The sequence below is a fragment of the Streptomyces chattanoogensis genome, from assembly GCF_001294335.1.
GTDB lineage: Bacteria > Actinomycetota > Actinomycetes > Streptomycetales > Streptomycetaceae > Streptomyces > Streptomyces chattanoogensis.
In genome coordinates this window covers 74,377-89,395 of sequence record NZ_LGKG01000090.1, presented here as the reverse complement: position 1 = coordinate 89,395, position 15,019 = coordinate 74,377, and the positions used below count along the sequence as shown (strand labels likewise).

General features: G+C 68.9%; 11 protein-coding genes and 1 pseudogene. 4 read left to right on the top strand and 8 right to left on the bottom strand.

Annotation, left to right across the window (positions count from 1 at the left end; translation table 11 throughout):
* Nucleotides 1-87: 87 nt before the first annotated feature.
* The 4 genes and pseudogenes from ADL29_RS11480 to ADL29_RS45095 form a co-directional block, all read right to left on the bottom strand.
* Nucleotides 88-1,584, bottom strand: a complete 1,497-nt coding sequence (locus ADL29_RS11480) for an MFS transporter (RefSeq protein WP_211274291.1) — start codon at nt 1,582-1,584, stop codon at nt 88-90.
* A gap of 27 nt (nt 1,585-1,611) precedes the next feature.
* Nucleotides 1,612-2,310, bottom strand: a complete 699-nt coding sequence (locus tag ADL29_RS11475; protein ID WP_063788445.1) for an HAD family hydrolase — start codon at nt 2,308-2,310, stop codon at nt 1,612-1,614.
* A 236-nt stretch (nt 2,311-2,546) separates the two neighbouring features.
* A complete protein-coding gene (locus tag ADL29_RS42505; RefSeq protein WP_211274290.1) occupies nt 2,547-2,741 on the bottom strand; it encodes a hypothetical protein in 195 nt (64 codons plus the stop codon).
* A 116-nt stretch (nt 2,742-2,857) separates the two neighbouring features.
* Nucleotides 2,858-3,252, bottom strand: a pseudogene (locus ADL29_RS45095) (alpha/beta hydrolase fold domain-containing protein).
* Between ADL29_RS45095 and ADL29_RS45090 the strand changes: the two are divergent.
* The gene (locus ADL29_RS45090; protein ID WP_245689332.1) at nt 3,187-3,378 is read left to right on the top strand and encodes a hypothetical protein; all 192 of its coding nucleotides are present in this window, start codon (nt 3,187-3,189) and stop codon (nt 3,376-3,378) included. The pseudogene ADL29_RS45095 and the gene ADL29_RS45090 overlap by 66 nt on opposite strands.
* Nucleotides 3,379-3,450: 72 nt before the next feature.
* Here the strand turns inward: ADL29_RS45090 and ADL29_RS11460 are convergent, their stop codons facing one another.
* From ADL29_RS11460 to ADL29_RS11450, 3 genes are all read right to left on the bottom strand, one after another.
* Nucleotides 3,451-4,068 carry a GPP34 family phosphoprotein gene (locus ADL29_RS11460; protein WP_053923610.1) on the bottom strand — a complete coding sequence of 206 codons (618 nt, stop codon included), beginning with the start codon at nt 4,066-4,068 and terminating at the stop codon, nt 3,451-3,453.
* Nucleotides 4,069-4,376: 308 nt separating this feature from the next.
* Nucleotides 4,377-5,012: a CAP domain-containing protein gene (locus ADL29_RS11455; protein ID WP_053923559.1), complete on the bottom strand. Its 636-nt coding sequence runs from the start codon at nt 5,010-5,012 to the stop codon at nt 4,377-4,379.
* A gap of 453 nt (nt 5,013-5,465) precedes the next feature.
* The gene (locus tag ADL29_RS11450; RefSeq protein WP_078970905.1) at nt 5,466-6,863 is read right to left on the bottom strand and encodes an MFS transporter; all 1,398 of its coding nucleotides are present in this window, start codon (nt 6,861-6,863) and stop codon (nt 5,466-5,468) included.
* Between the two features lie 241 nt (nt 6,864-7,104).
* On the opposite strand from ADL29_RS11450, the gene ADL29_RS11445 reads away from it, so the two are divergent.
* Entirely contained in the window at nt 7,105-7,977 is an 873-nt protein-coding gene (locus ADL29_RS11445) for a helix-turn-helix transcriptional regulator (protein ID WP_053923558.1), read from the top strand.
* Nucleotides 7,978-8,616: 639 nt separating this feature from the next.
* On the opposite strand, the gene ADL29_RS11440 is transcribed toward ADL29_RS11445, so the two are convergent.
* On the bottom strand, nt 8,617-12,144 hold the full coding sequence (locus ADL29_RS11440; RefSeq protein ID WP_245689331.1) for a hypothetical protein: 3,528 nt from the start codon (nt 12,142-12,144) through the stop codon (nt 8,617-8,619).
* A gap of 505 nt (nt 12,145-12,649) precedes the next feature.
* Between ADL29_RS11440 and ADL29_RS11435 the strand changes: the two genes are divergently transcribed.
* Together ADL29_RS11435 and ADL29_RS11430 are read left to right on the top strand one after the other, a co-directional pair.
* A complete protein-coding gene (locus ADL29_RS11435; RefSeq protein ID WP_053923557.1) occupies nt 12,650-13,162 on the top strand; it encodes a hypothetical protein in 513 nt (170 codons plus the stop codon).
* Nucleotides 13,163-13,410: 248 nt separating this feature from the next.
* Nucleotides 13,411-15,000 carry a S1 family peptidase gene (locus ADL29_RS11430; protein WP_053923607.1) on the top strand — a complete coding sequence of 530 codons (1,590 nt, stop codon included), beginning with the start codon at nt 13,411-13,413 and terminating at the stop codon, nt 14,998-15,000.
* The last annotated feature ends 19 nt before the right edge of the window (nt 15,001-15,019 follow it).

Here is a 15,019-nt window from a genome sequence, read left to right as displayed (position 1 = left end):
TCACGGACCGCTGAACCGCTGAACCGCTGAACCACCCGAACCGCTGGCCAGCCGAATGGATGGATGGCTCGCTGGTGGCCGGACGCTTCAGGGCGCCCCGGATGCGGCATCGGCTGCCCGGCGGCGGTTGGCCAGCTGGGCTGCCGCCGCGCTGAGCAGTGACAGCACGGCCGAGATGCCGAGCACGACCTCCAGGGCGTGGACCGAGAGAGACGCCGAACCACTCGCCGCCAGTGAGAGATAGATGCCGCCCAAGGTGGCGACCCCCAGCGCTGCGGCGAGCTGCCCATTGGTGCTGATCACGCCGGAGAGGTCGGCGGCATAGCGCTCCGGCAGGGCGAACGTCATCGCGCCGATGAGGGAGTTGGAGCTGATCCCCAGCCCCAGACCGCCCAGGCCCAGCAACCCGAACATCACCGGTCCGGAACGCTGCCCGGCCACCAGACAGGCGCATATGGCGACATACCCCGCGGCCAGGACCAGACAGCCCAGCGCCGGCATGACCGCCCTGCTGCGTTCCGGGGTCCGGGCCAGCAGCGGGCCGCCGAGCCCAAAGGCGGCCACCCAGGAGACCATGGCCAGGCCTGCGTAGGCCGGGCCCCGGCCCAGGCCGTCCTGGAGGTAGACCGCCAGGACGAACAGCAGGGCGAAGTACGTCATGGTGGTCATGGCGTGAGCACACAGCCACCAGCGGACGGCCGGCTGGCGGATCACCTCCTCGGCTATCAGTGGTCGCCCTCCTCGTGCGGACAGTGCCCGCTGGCTCAGCCGGAAGCCCACCAGCACCGGAAGGCTCAGCCCCAGGCACACCCATGTCCAGGCCGGCCACCCCTGATCCGTGCCGAGCAGTAACGGCACGATGAGCAGCAGGACCGCCGCCGACAGGAGCGCCATCCCCCGCAGGTCCAGTTCCTGTGTCTCACGGGCCTCTTCGTCCCTGGGCATCACGCGCAGCGCCGCCGCTATGAGCAGCAGCCCGACCGGGACATTGATCAGGAAGATCGGGCGCCAGCCGGTGCCGAAGAGGTCCGCGGCTATGAGCACTCCGCCCAGCGCCTGCCCTGCCACGGCGCCCCCGGACAGGGCGATGGCGTAGTAGCCCAGGGCCTTGATCCGCTGCTGACCGGTGAAGTGCAGCTGGATGCCGCTCAGCACTTGGGGCACCATCAGGGCCGCGCCGGCGCCCTGGACGACCCTGGCGACGATCAGCACCACGGAGCCCGGCGCCAGGGCGCAGGCGAGTGAGGCCGCCGTGAAGACGGTCATCCCGATGGTGAAGACCCGGCGGTGGCCGTGCAGGGAGCCCAGCCGGGCTCCGGTCACCAGGAGGACGGCGTACGCCATCACATAGCCGGAAATCACCAGGCCCGCCTCGCCGCCGGAGGCGCCGAGATCACTCTGGATCGACGGCGCGGCGATATTGACGATTGCGGTGTCCACATTGGCCATGAACTGCGCTGCCAGCAGCACCACGAGCAGCCGCCACCGCCGCCCCGGGACCCCACCCTGCCGGGCGCCGGGCCGCGGGGCGAGGGCATGCCGGGGCGCTTCCCTGCTTTTCGTACCAGGCTGCTGGTGCTGCATGGTGAGGCCAGTCCTTGTGAGAGTGCGTCAGGCGATGGCGTTGAGCGGAACCGGTGGCCAGCCGACCGTGGTGAGGTCGGGCACCACGAGATCCGCGGCCCGCAGGTCGGAGCGGGTGTGCGTCGTCGTCAGGCCCACACAGGCCATCCCGGCTGCCTGTGCGGCCGCCACGCCGGCGGGTGCGTCCTCGAACGCCACCGCACGTCCGGGCTCGACCCCCAGCGCCGCACACCCCGCCAGATAGCCTTCCGGGTCCGGCTTGCCCCGGCTCACGTCCTCGGCGGTGATCATCGCGGCGAAGAGCTGCGGGCCGCCCACCAGCTCGAGCAGTGCTTGCGCGTGCTCCCGCAGCCCTGAAGTGACCACCGCCATCGGTATCCCCTCGGTGTGCAGCCTCTTCAGCAGTGCCTCGGCTCCCTGCACGGCGTAAGGGGGTGGTATGCCAGGGCCGTTGAGATATCCGACGGCCTCGGCGAAGAGCTCCTCGACCGTGCTTCCGGGGAAGCGGTGGACATGATCGGCCAGGGCCTCCTGACCGCGCCGCCCGACGAAGGTGGCGAGCAGCGCATCGTCGACGACCAGGCCATGGGCCTCGAAGAGCCGGGTCCAGGCGGCACGGCTGCGGTGTTCGGTGGCGATGAGCGTCCCGTCGAGGTCGAAGAGTGCCGCTTGCAGCACCGCGGGCGAGGGCTGCGGCTGTGGTCCTTCGGGAGAGCCGTTGATCATGAGAGAACGTTCCTTACCCTTCCGTCGGCGAGACCTGCCTTTCGGCCCCGGAAGCCGCCCAGCTCTGCGGGCCCTCCGGGCTCTCCCGGCTCCTCTCGCACTCATCTCAAAGAACACCGGGCATCGATCACGGGTTGCATCAGACCGCCGCCAAGGCCGGAAACACGCCAGGCGGTCGGCCCCGACCTGGGCTTCGGTCCGCTTCTCCAGGCGGCTGCCACGCGGCAGGGTGACGTTCATCCCGGCCGCTCCGGGCGGAGGTAGAGGCGTATCCCGCCGGTGAGGCAGGAGACGAATTCGTCCGCGTCGGGGTGCACTTCCCCATGGTCGGCGTGGAGGTCGGCGTGGAGGACGGCGTCGGTCTCCACATGGAAAGCCATCAACTGCCAGCCGTCCCGCCCGGGGTCGAACACCGGCTGCTCAGCGCGCACCTGGCCATCTTGACGCAGGTGGACAAAGGACCCGAAGAGGAGCAGGAGCAGGAGCAGGAGGAATGGTCTTTCATCAGGGGGGCGTGGCAAGGAGGTGGTCGGCCTGGCCGACCACCTCACTCGGCCAGGGCGCGACGCAGGGCCGCGGCGAGTTCAGTGATCTGTCGCTGGGAGACGTCGGCGGACAGAATGGCGTGTGAGCCGTGGAAGGTGCCGGGCCATTGGTGCAGTTCGACGGAGACGCCGGCCCCGAGCAGGCGCTGTGCGTAGGTGAGGTCTTCGTCGCGATTGGGGCAGAGTTCTGCGGTGGCGATATAGGCGGGTGGCAGGCCGGTCAGGTCGGTGGCCCGTGCGGGGGCGGCGTATGGGGTGGCGGCTGGGAGCCGAGGTAGTGCCGCCACGACGCGGTGACCTTGTCGCGGTTGAACCAGGGGGTGTCGGTGAAGTGGCGTGCCGACCAGGTCTGTTGCCGGTCGTCGAGTTCGGGCTGGTGGAGGAGTTGGCAGCGGATCGCGGGTCCGTGCTGGTCGCGTGCCCGCAGGGCCGCTGCGACTGCGAGCCCGCCGAACTCACCCCACCCACCGGCCTGCTACGCGCCAGGCTCGCCCTCACCGCATGGCGGCTGCTCGACGGCTGAGGAGGACTCGCCTCGCCACCCCAGGCACCCGCACAGGCACCCGCACAGGCACCCGCACACGATGTGCGGCCGTCAATCGCTGTTGCCCCGCCAGATGTTGCTGAAGGCCTCCTCGTCGATGGCTCGCCGTTGCCGTTCGAACTCCAGGCGGCTCAACGCGTCATTGAGGGCGGCGAGCACGGTGACCACCGCATCGTCGGCCACGTCCGCCCCGTCCTCTCCGGTCTGCTCGTCGCGGATCCCGACGGCCACCGCAAGCGCGGCAAGGACGGGCTCATCCGACATCCAGCGGTTCGCCGCCTCGCGGCGGGCGGGAGTTTCGGCCAGCACCAGGTCACCGGCCCGGAAAGGCATCCAGCCGCGGCGGCTCTGCCGAGTGAGCTGTCCTTCCGCCTCGAGGGCGGCCACATAGGCCGTGGACAGGCCGCGGCCTCTGCGCCACAGCCAGTCGTCGACCGACTCGTACGGCACCTGGCGGACGAGCGACGACGCGGCCTCGTCCAAGAGGTGATCGGCTATTGCGGGCCGATAGCCCGGCACGATGCGGTCGCCGTCCAGACCGACGGCCTGCGCGTTCAGGAGATCGATCAGCTCGGCTCCGGCGAGCGCAAGCGCGAGGTCGCCCTGCCCAAGAGGGCGACTGGGTGCCATGTCCATGGCGGCGATCAGCAGGTCCCGCGGTGTGGTCATGAAGGACTCCACGTCAGGGGCATCAGGGACGATGCATCACTGAGCAGCTGGTGGGGACGTCACACATCGGCGCCTCAGGCTGCCCGTCGAGCGGGCACTCCCGTATACGAGCTTACGGAGTGACGCCGACCGCTGCATCCGGCAGAAGGCCCCACCATGCGGCGGTGGGGCCTTCCGTGATCTTGAGGTCACCGGTGCGCTCACCGGCGGCCGGCATCAGAACCGAAGCATCACAACCGAAGCGTCACAACCGAAGCATCGGAACCGGGACCGTGGCGAGGGACGCGGTGGCCGACGCCTCGTGCCCGCTATCGGGCTGCGCCGAAGTCCTGGGTCCAGTAATTGCCGGGCTGCGCCAGGCCGACGCCGATCTCCTTGAAGGAGCAGTCGAGGATGTTGCGCTTGTGCCCCGGGCTGGACATCCAGCCCTTCATCACGCTTTCGGGAGTGGCATAACCGTAGGCGACATTTTCGCCGTAGGAGCTCCAGTCATAGCCGGCGCGTGTGATCCGGTCGCCCGGCGACGACCCGTCGGAGCCCGTGTGGGACATGTTCCGGTGATCCGCCATGTCCTTGCTGTGGGCCTGAGCGGCCTTTGTCAGCTTCGCATTCACGACCAGCGGTGCGCATCCGGCCTTGCTGCGCTCGTTGTTGACGAGTTCCACCACGCGGGCCGAAGCGCCGGACGCCGGGGCGGCCGATTTCGAAGCGCTCGGGGATGCGGTGGGTGTCTGCGGCGCGTGGGTGGTCGACGCCGGGCCCCGGTGGTGGGCCCCCGTCCGCCAGTGATCGTAGGACGCACCCCCATGGCGGTGATGCCGGCCCCAGTACTCCTGCGAGCCGTCCATGCAGGCCATGGCGACGGAAGGCACACCCACGGCGCCGACGGCGACGGCAGCGATGATTATCTTCCGGTGGTGCGTCTTCCTGCGGTGCTTCGTCATTCGTGACCTCGCTCGGGTGGGCGCGGAGCGCCCCCGGTGCGGCAGGCTCTGCACAGACCCTGCGCCTGAGCTGCGAAGACGCCTTTCGGGCCGCCATTCTTAGGACCTCTGCGCATGCGGGGCAATGAGGTCACTCACTACCCCACTTAGTAGTTTCCGAGGCTCTTGAAATGGGCGTGCAGGCGTGCTGCGGCGACTCCGAAGATCCCGGGAATTCTGTTTTCCCGTCAGAAGTCCCTCTTCGCTTAAGAGGTGGGTGGGAGGACCGGACGGCCCGGGCATCCGCATTCCGGTGCGGGGTATATCCGTGTCAGTACGGACAAATCTCATATGCCGATGGCGCGCAATCTACTATGCGGCACCATTAATACCGGAGGCCGGGGTGACGGTTGTCACAGCCCCACCGGGTTTTGGCGTCCCGCCGGGCTCCTGCTGCGACCACCGCCGCGCCCCTCACCGCCGTGGCAGCAGTGCCGCCGCGCCCAGCGCCGTGGCCGCCAGCAGGCAGGCGGCGAGCAGCAGGCTCTCCTGCATCCCCGGTGCGAAGCCCCCCGCGAGGAGCGCACCGAAGACGGCGATGCTGAGCGCTCCGCCCGTCTGACGGCTGGTGTTGAGCAGCGCCGCTGCCGTGCCGGCGCGCTCGGCGGCGACGCTGTCGAGCATCAGGGAGGTCAGTGCCGGCATGGCCAGGGAGCCGCCGACGCCCAGCGGGATCATCAGCAGGGCGGTCGGCCACGCGGGCGTGCCCGTGTCGACGGTGAGCAGCCCGCCGCAGCCCAGCGCACCGGTCAGCAGTCCTACGACGACCACCGTCCGCGAGCCGTAGCGGGCGACCGCCCGGGGCGAGAGGTAATTGAAGACGGCGGTGATCGCCGCCATCGGCACGAACATCAGCCCTGCCGAGAGCGCCGACTGCCCCCGCTGCTCCTGGAAGAAGAGGCTCAGGACGAACACCCCGCCGTAGAAAGCAGCGTTGAGGGCGAAGCCCGCGATGACCGGCACGCTGACGCCACGCCTCCGGAACAGCTCCAGCGGCAGCATCGGCGTGCGCCGCCGTGCCTCGACGGCCACGAAACCGGCCCCGGAGAACACCGCGACCCCGGCCGCGGCCAGCACGGTGCCGGTGAGTCCGTCGTGCCCGCCCTCGATCACGGCGAAGGTCAGTGCGGCCAGCGCGAACACCGCCGTCAGCTGTCCCGGCAGATCGAACGCGGCAGGGTGGCGCGGGGAGCGCGCCGCCCGCAGCAGGGCCAGGAAACCGGCAAGCCCGGCAGGCGCGTTGAGGCAGAACACGGCGCGCCAGCTCCACTGCGTGGTGAGCAGCCCGCCCAGGACGGGCCCCGCGGCGATGGCCACCGCCCCGCCGACCGTCCACAGGGCGATGCCGCGCGCCCGCGCGGCCGGATCGGGAAACGCCTGGCGGATCAGCGCCAGCGAGGCGGGCACCATCGCTGCCGCCGCGCTCCCCTGCACCACGCGCGCCGCCATCAGCGTCCCGAGCGTCGGCGCCGCCCCGCAGGCCAGCGAGGCGAGGGTGAAGACGCCGAGCCCCCAGCCGTACGCGCGCCGCGCACCCACCGCGTCCGAGAGTGCACCGGCGGAGAGCATCAGCGCCGCGAACATCAGCGTGTAGCCGTCAGCGACCCACTGGATCCCGGACATTGAGCCGCCGAGTTCGTCCCGCACGGCAGGCAGCGCGATGTTGACGCCGGAGACGTCGAGTGTGATCACGAAGAAGCCGAGAACGGCGGCGGCCAGAGCCGCGGCGGCGGAGCCCGGCCGCCCCGGCTCACCCCGGGTACCTGACCTCGCCTCAACTCCCGCGCCTGCCGCGGATTGCGTCGCGCTCATGGTGCGCTGCTCCTCACTGTTCGCAACTGTTCGCACTGTGCCGTCCCTGCCGGATACGGGTCGGCCAGGGAAACGGAACCGGCGTCGGATCATCGGATGTGGCATGTCGAATTCGGCGTCGGATACGAAAACAGCGTGGTCGGCGCGGGCGGCTCCCGCCAGACCGAGCCGTACGGGGGAGCACGGTGCCTGGCCCTGTTACGGCCCCCCTGCGCGCATATCCCTTTGCGACAATGGCCGGATGAGCGAAGGTACGGAACTGGGCCGCTTCCTCCGCGCGCGCCGCGGCCGGATCCGCCCGCAGGACGTGGGTCTGCCCGCCGGCACAGGCATCCGCCGCACTCCGGGGCTGCGCCGCGAGGAGCTGGCGACGCTGGCCGGGGTCAGCGTCGACTACTACACACGGCTGGAGCGCGGCCGCGAGACCCGGCCCTCACCCGCCGTCGTCGCCGCGCTCGGCGAGGTGCTCCGGCTCTCCGCCGATGCGCTGCAACGGCTGCACGATCTGGTGGCGCTCGCCGCTGGCCAGGCGCCGGCGCCGTGCCCGGGCCCGGCGCGCGCGGTGCGGGAGTCGGTCCGCAGCCTGCTGGAGACGCTGCGCCCCGCACCGGCGTACATCGTCAGCCGCACCAACGACCTGCTGGCCGCCAACCGGCCCGGCCTGCGCCTCTTCCCCGGCATCACGGACTGGCCGCCGGAGCGCCGCAACGTCACCCGCTATATGTTCCTGCACCCCATGGGCCGCAGGCTGTTCCGCGACTGGGAGGAGATGGCGGCGCACAGCGCGGCCCATCTGCGGGCGATGGCGGGCGCCGACCCGGACATGCCGGAGCTGGCCCAGCTCGTCGGTGAACTCGTGGTGAAGAGCCCGGAGTTCGCCCGGCTGTGGGAGCGGTACGACGTACGGGCGCGCGGCGGCGGCCAGAAGCACTTCCAGCACCCGGAGGTCGGCTCGATGTGCCTCACCTACGAGGTGATGGCGATCTTCCGCACGGACGGCCAGCGCCTCGTCACGTACCAGGCGCCACCAGGCACCCCGGACCACGACGCGATGCTGCTGCTGGACATGGCCAGCCCCGAGGAGGCAACGCTGCCCGAGGGGGCCGAGCGGTAGCGGGCGGGCGCGCAGAAATCGGATGCGGCCCCTTGTTGTTCCGTTACGCGCCCGTGCAGGACCCCCGAACCCGCTTCTGCGCGACTTCGATCACCGAGGCTCCGATGGGGACGCATGGCCGACCGCCGGTAGTAGCCAAAGCGGCGCCGCACTGCCCGTTGGCGCGCTGCACCGCGACTCCTCTCTTCACTCTTGTTCGCCCATGCCGGAGATTCCTTCCAACCGATGGACAGAATGAAAAGTCCGTAATTGACGGCCCACCGGGCCCGTCGAGCCGTTCACCCAAGGATGCACAGCTCGGCGGGAGTCTCCGCGGTGTTACTCAACGCCATTCGGGTGGGATTTTAGCAACCTGTTCCAGCAGGTCCCAGTCCACCGGACGCTTACTGGGATAGGTCCACCCCGCTCCGCACCCAACCCAGTATCCTCGATATTCTCGGATCCCTCGCACGCTGTCATCCGAGACATCCGATTCGTTGCCGCAGCACGGACAGATAATCGCGGTAGGCCATCCACCTTCCCAAAAGAGATCTCCGTCGTCATATCCGCAAACGCGACATACGGATTCCTCCTCTGGCCCTGGTGGAGCTTCGGCGTGACCCAGTTCCATCCCACTTCTCCCGTCCGACTCCATATCTTCTAACGCTCCCGCTGCCCCTGTGCCTTGAGGTAATCCTCAAGGGTCGGAAATCTATGAGAGTCATATCCTCGCGGATTGCTATCACTCTTCGGTGCGGGCTTATTCATGGTCTTGGGTAGTCCATTCCCATCGTACGAAGCAAGCGTATTGGATTTCGTGTCGTACACGACATGCCCGTTCACGTTCCCGCTCTTGTCCAGCCGCTCCCATACCCGATAGCCCTTCGGTGGCTTTGGAGCATCAACGACCGAGCGAAGTTTATGTGCGCGTTCGACATATTCCCTTGCCGACTTGAGTTCCGGGAACTCTGACTTATGTCGACTCCAGTGCTGCGCTGCATTCCGAGCATGCCCGGCCCTCCTGCTGCTGGCCCAGATGTGCGGCGTCTTGCCGGCAGCCCTCTCTGCCTTGATGAACGCTTCCAGCGCGCTGCCTGCCTTGACACCCCATTTGGATCCGGTAGCTCCCCAGCCGAGGCCCGGAACGGCGGCGGCCAGGGAGAGAGAGGAGTTCAGGGTGTCGCCTTCAAGGCCGTACCAGCCTGCATTGGCCAGATCCGCGATCTCACCGGCTCCCGGTATCAGGCCGACGCCGTCGAGGACCAAGTGGCCGGCACCGGAGAGCATGTCCAGGAAACTGGTGTCATCATCGGCCGCAGCATCGGCCATGGCCTCTTCGAACTTCTGAAGTTCGGCCAGGTCCTTGCGCTCCTGCTCCTGCCGTGATGCCTCCTCTTCCTTGCGGACCTGGTCCACCCAGGCGGCGAATGCCCCCTTGGCTGCCTTGTCCGCCGCCTCGGCGTCCTTGCCTGCAGCGGTCGCGGATACGCGGGCCTCGTTCGCAGAGGCCCATGCCTGGTCGGCGGAGCCGCGTGCTGCCTTGGCGGAAGCGGCGGCGCGCGCGGCGGAGTGCTCGGCAGCGCGTGCGGCCCGCTTGGCGTCCGCTTCAGCGGCGCGGGCGGTCTTGGCTGATTCGGCGGCCTTGGCCGCGGAAGCCTCCGCCTCCTTGGCCGACTTGTCGGCGTCGGCGGCGTACTTCTGCGCCCGGTCGGCCTCTTCCTTCGCCTGCCGCGCGGCCTCCTGGGCCTCCTTGGATACCTTCTTGGCCTCCAAGGAGGCCTTCTTGGCCAGCTTGGCGTTCTTCTGGGCCGTGGCCGCGGCACTTTCCGCGCTGGAGATCAGCTGATTGATCTGCAGCTGATGGGACGTGTCGAGCAAGTCCTTGCGCTGTGCCTTGTACTGGCCAGACTTGATGAACTCGTGCAGGACCTGCGGCGGGCTCTCCAGCGCGATCCGCGCCGCGGCCTTGGCCTCGGGGCCTCCACTGGAAACAAGTTGAGCGGCGCGTACCCGCTCGTCGTCATGGCGAGCGATGTACTGCCCGGTGGTGAGGAACTGGCGGTACTTCTCGACTGAGTCAGACGTCAGGACGGCGTTGCCGGCCTTCTTGACGCCGGGGCCTCCGGAAGAGATGAGCCGGGCGATGGCGACGCGGAAGTCGTCCTCGGCCACCTCATACTGGCCTGTGCTCAGGAAAGACGAGATCCTTGCGGAGTCGCCCTTGAGCGCTTCTTCCGCCGCACTGCGGACCGTAGCCAGCTCGGAGTTCAGCGCGATGTTCTCTACACGAGCGCGCTCGTCCTGTTGGGCGGAGTCCTTCCAGCCTTTCACCACGTAGTCGCTGACCTGCTGGTCCGTGCCGGCCAGCGCTACCGCCGCGGCGGCCTGGCTCCAGGGGCCGCGGACCTTCATCGCCGCGAGTGCCACCTTGCGGGCCTTCTCGGCGACGGCCTTGCCACCGGCACCCGGCTTCGTGGCCTCGCCTGCCAGCTTCTGGGCCTCGGCATCAAGTTCCTTGGCCTTCTTGAGAGCCGCAGCCTGGGACGCCTTGTACTGATCGTCGCGGGCAGTGAGGTCCTTGGCCTTCTCGATCGCCTCGTTGGTGCGGGCGGCGAGTTCTTCGGCCTCAACCTGACGCGCCAGCTTGTACGTGGACTTGGCCTTCGCAACGGCAGCCGTGGCCACGTCAGCGGCATCCTGTGCTGCCTTGGCGTGCTTCTTGGACTCGTCCGCCGCTGTAGCAGCCTCTCCTGCATGTGCGGCGGCCTCATCCGCGGCCTTGGCGGCCCGGTTGGCGTGGGAGGCCGCGGACTTGGCGAAATCCCGGGATTCGCGCGCAGCAGCAGCGGCCTTTCGGGCCAGCGCGCTTGCCGCGTTGGCCGCCCGGGTGGCCTCCTTGGCGTGGCGGCGTGCGGAGGCAGCCGCAGCCCTCGCTTCGGCGGAGCTGACGCCGGCCTGGTCGGCGAGGCCTCCGGCCTCCTCAGCCGCGGCGGCGGCCGCATCGGCATTGGCACCCGCGCTCGTCGCGGCCGTCGCCGCGTCGGCGGCGCGGTCGGCTGCGATGGACGCCTGGTCGGAGGCAGCAGACGAGTCGTTCGCGGCCTTCGCCGCGACGCGGGCGCCCTCGGCGGCCTTGCGTGCGTCGGAGGCCTTACCCGCATCGGAGGACGCGGCTGCCGCGGCGTTGCTCGCGCGGGAGGCTGCCTGAGCGGCACCGGCCGCCGCGGCGGCGGCCTGGGCAGCCGCGTTGGAGGCGATGCGAGCCGAGTTGTTGGCCGCGCGGGCGGCGTCGATGGCCTGCTGGGCAGCGGCCGCCGCCTGTCCCGCCGCGGTCGCCGCGGTCTTGGCCGCTGCGGCGGCGTTCATGGCGTCGCCCTTGGCCTCGGCCGTCAGCTTCCTGGCTCGCCGAGCGGCTTCCTTGGCCAGCTTCGACGCGTTGACCGCACGAGTGGACGCCTCCTGCGCTGCAACCGTCTCCGCGGCTGCCTGGCGACCCGCTTCGGTGGCCTGCCGGGCGAGCTGGCTGACCGTGGCGGTCTCCTTGTCCCGGGCTCGCGCCACGTGCTGCCCGATGTTGAGGAACTCCCGGATGTCGTTCGCATCGCCATCCAGAGCGATACGCCCGGCGGCTCGGACCGCGGGACCTCCGACACCGATGAGTTGGACGACCTGTACGCGTTCATCCTCTTCGCGCGCGGTGTACTGGCCCGCATTGAGGAACTTGCTGACATCGTCGGCCGACCCGTTGAGCGCCTTGTTGCCCGCCTGACGCACGCCGGGGCCGCCGGCATCGATGACCTGAGCGACACGGACCCGCTGATCCTCCTGAAGCGGGAGCTTCCAGCCGTCCTTCAGGAAGGCCTGCAGATCCGCTGCACTGCCGTCCAGAGCCTTCCTGGCGGCTTTCTGCACGCCGCGGCCCCCGAGGCCCGCTATCTGGAGGGCAGACACCCTGTTGTCCTCGTGCGCCTGGAAGTCGGCGACCTTGGCCAGGAAGCGCTCAACCTCGGCATCACTACCCGTCAGAGCCCCCTCGGCCGCGGCCTTGAGCCCGGGCCCGCCGGATCTCCAAAGGTCCACCACCTTGCCCCGGGGAGTGGCTGGGACGGTCGGGCCAGTGACTCCCTCGCCGCCGTCGTCGTCCGCCATGGCTGGGGTTGCCCCCAGCAGGCCGGCGACGAGCGCCACCGGTAGCAGAGTCAAAAGCAGTGCTCGGAAGGCACGATACGCCTTCCGAGCACAGTGGTTCTGGCGCAATCTTCGCCTCAAGGTAACTCGTCTCATTGGTTGGCAATCTCGGTTGCCAAGAGCCAGCTGCCGCTACGGGAAGACCGGACGCGCTCTCTTTACCGTCCAGTTCACTATGCAAAGCGCAACGAACATCCCGTTCGCGAGCCACCGCCCCCCGGCATGAACGCAGCACCGGCCCACGGCAATGGGGGTGCCACGACGTCAGGCCATCCACTTAGGTACGATTTGGCCTGCACAAATCGCACATTACTCGATGCCACAAGGGACACCGAGGCCGGGGGGACCGTGACGCGCATCACCGCCTGACGGTTTGACATAGATCCACCGACAAACCAATCTTTGCGATTGCGCTTTACGACATATTTAACTCTGCTTTTCACGAGGCGAGTTGCACATAACTGTCAGCTCGGCTGAACGAGCATCACCCCGGAAGGACCAACCAGTGACCCCTCGCGCCCGCACACTGTTCGCCGGTGCCGGAATCCTCACCGCCATAGCCGGCATCAGCGCCCCTGCCATGGCCTCCACCGCCAAGGCCCCCGCTGCCACCGCGCCCGGCCCGCCCAGCGCGGTTGAGGACTTCGGCTACCCGGGCGCCGACAAGCTCCTCGCAGAAAAGAAAATCAAGCTCATCAGGGGCGACGGGCACATCATGCTCACCGAATGCACCGACCCCGCCGTCCAGATCAAGGTCAGCATCCGCCGCGAGGAGGGCGAGGAGGACCTGCCGAAGAAGTGGTGCTTCACGGCCACCGGCAAGTCCGGCTACCTCGCCCTTGAGATCCCCAAGGCCTTCTACCTTGAGACTGTCGACCACCCCATCCGCGCCCAACTCACCTCCGCCGGCAAGACCCAGACCGTCAACGTGTCCACGGAAGAGGGCTTCAAGCCCATCGGCGAGGGTGTCATCGGCGCGCCCCGAGCAACTCTGGTCGAACTGCGCATCACCGGCTGACACACCGGCAGGGCCCCGGGGGCACCGCTTCGGTAGCCGCTCACCTTCATCCTCATCGACGCATCGGCCCCCAACACCGCCTGGACGCTCCGCTGCTTCCCACGTCCTTCTTGACGCCCTGGTGATGAAGGCGACGAAGGCCGAGCGAGGCGACGGCGCACTCGGGCACCGGCGAGAGCCGGTAGCACCACGTGAGACAACCTCTAAGGAAAGACAACGTGCTCAGCAAACGTCCGCGCGCAGCGTGGATGACGGGACTCCTTACCACCGCCATAGCCGCCGGTGCACTGACAGCCACCCCGGCGAACGCCGTGATCGGCGACTCCGCCAAGGCAGATACGTACGGCTTCGCCGCGAAGCTCGACATCGGCAAGGGCACGCGCAGCTGCTCGGGCGCCCTGGTGGACAAGCAGTGGGTGCTCACCGCTGCCAGTTGCTTCGCGGAAGACCCCGGCAAGAGCTACAAGGTCTCCGAGGGCGCGCCGAAGTGGAAGACGACTGCCACTGTCGGCAGTTCCGACCTCACGAAGCCGGCCGGCAGCGTGACGGACGTCGTCGAGCTCGTCCCCTACCAGGGCCGTGACCTGGTGATGGCGAAGCTCGCCAAGCCGGTCACCGGCGTCACCCCCGTGGCCATCGGGACCGGCGCGCCCCAGCAGGGCGAGGAGCTGAAGGTCGCGGGCCTCGGGCGTACCAAGACCGAGTGGGTGCCCGACCGGCTGGGCAGCTCCTCGTTCACGGTGGACGCGGTGCAGGACGGATCGCTCTCCATCAGCCCCAAGGCTCCTGCTGACGGCGCTGTGTGCAAGGGCGACACCGGCGGCCCGGCGCTGCGGGAGACCGCCGGGCGGGTGGAGCTGGTCGGTGTCAACAGCACGTCCTGGCAGGGAGGCTGCTTGGGCACCGACCCGTCCGAGACGCGTAAGGTAGCGGTCGACAGCCGTGTGGACGGCCTCGGCACCTGGGTGCAGAAGGTCAGTTACCGTGCCGTCTTCCCCAAGGCACCCTGGAGCAAGGCGACCCATATCGCCTCGGGGTACTTCACCGGCGGCTCGGCCGGCGGCAAGCGGCACATGGACATGATCGTCCGCTGGACCGACTCCGAGGTCACGCTCTACCAGGGCGGGGACGACAAGGATCCGTCCCATCCGTTCGTCGCCGAGTACCAGCTGGGAAAGCCGCTGAAGCAGGCCCCGAAAACCAACTGGCAGTACGTCAAGGAGATGACGGGCGCCGGCTTCGGCGATGGTACGGACGGGCTGGTGGTGCGCTGGGTCGACAGTGAGATGACGCAGTACACCCACGTGGACGCCAAGGGCTTCCACCACGAGAAGAAGCTCGTTGCACCGGTCAAGAACGGCCCGTGGACGCACGCCAGACAGATGACCGCCGGCCGGTACACGGCCAATGCGCAGCGCGATGACCTCGTGGTCGTCTGGGACGACGGCCGGGTCACGCTGCACCCCGACCTGAACGCCAACGGCCTGGCGGACAAGGCGAAGAAGACGCTGGTCCGGAAGAACACGACCACCTGGCCCTACGCCACACAGATCGCCGCCGGCGAGTTCACCGGGAAGAAGACCGCGGATCTGCTGGTGCGCTGGGTCGATGGCGAGACCACCATCTACCCCGGTGTCGACGCCGCGGGACTCCACGGGGAGATCACTGTCCGGCCGCGAAAGTCGCCGTGGATCAACGCCACGGTGGTGACCGCCGGGGCGTTCGTCGCCAATGAGCGGCCCAACGACGTCCTGGTCCGGTGGAAGGACAGCTCGCTCGGTCTCTACCCGGGTGTGGATGCCGCCGGGACGCACGGGGAAGTCAAGCTGGCCGGCTGAACCGGCAGTTGTCAGGTCC

Bases quoted from the DNA above. Each gene is read 5' to 3' on its own strand.
- ADL29_RS11480 (WP_211274291.1), bottom strand. From the start codon at position 1,584: ATGCAGCACCAGCAGCCTGGTACGAAAAGCAGGGAAGCGCCCCGGCAT.
- ADL29_RS11475 (WP_063788445.1), bottom strand. From the start codon at position 2,310: ATGATCAACGGCTCTCCCGAAGGACCACAGCCGCAGCCCTCGCCCGCG.
- ADL29_RS11460 (WP_053923610.1), bottom strand. From the start codon at position 4,068: ATGACCACACCGCGGGACCTGCTGATCGCCGCCATGGACATGGCACCC.
- ADL29_RS11455 (WP_053923559.1), bottom strand. From the start codon at position 5,012: ATGACGAAGCACCGCAGGAAGACGCACCACCGGAAGATAATCATCGCT.
- ADL29_RS11450 (WP_078970905.1), bottom strand. From the start codon at position 6,863: ATGAGCGCGACGCAATCCGCGGCAGGCGCGGGAGTTGAGGCGAGGTCA.
- ADL29_RS11445 (WP_053923558.1), top strand. From the start codon at position 7,105: ATGAGCGAAGGTACGGAACTGGGCCGCTTCCTCCGCGCGCGCCGCGGC.
- ADL29_RS11430 (WP_053923607.1), top strand. From the start codon at position 13,411: ATGACGGGACTCCTTACCACCGCCATAGCCGCCGGTGCACTGACAGCC.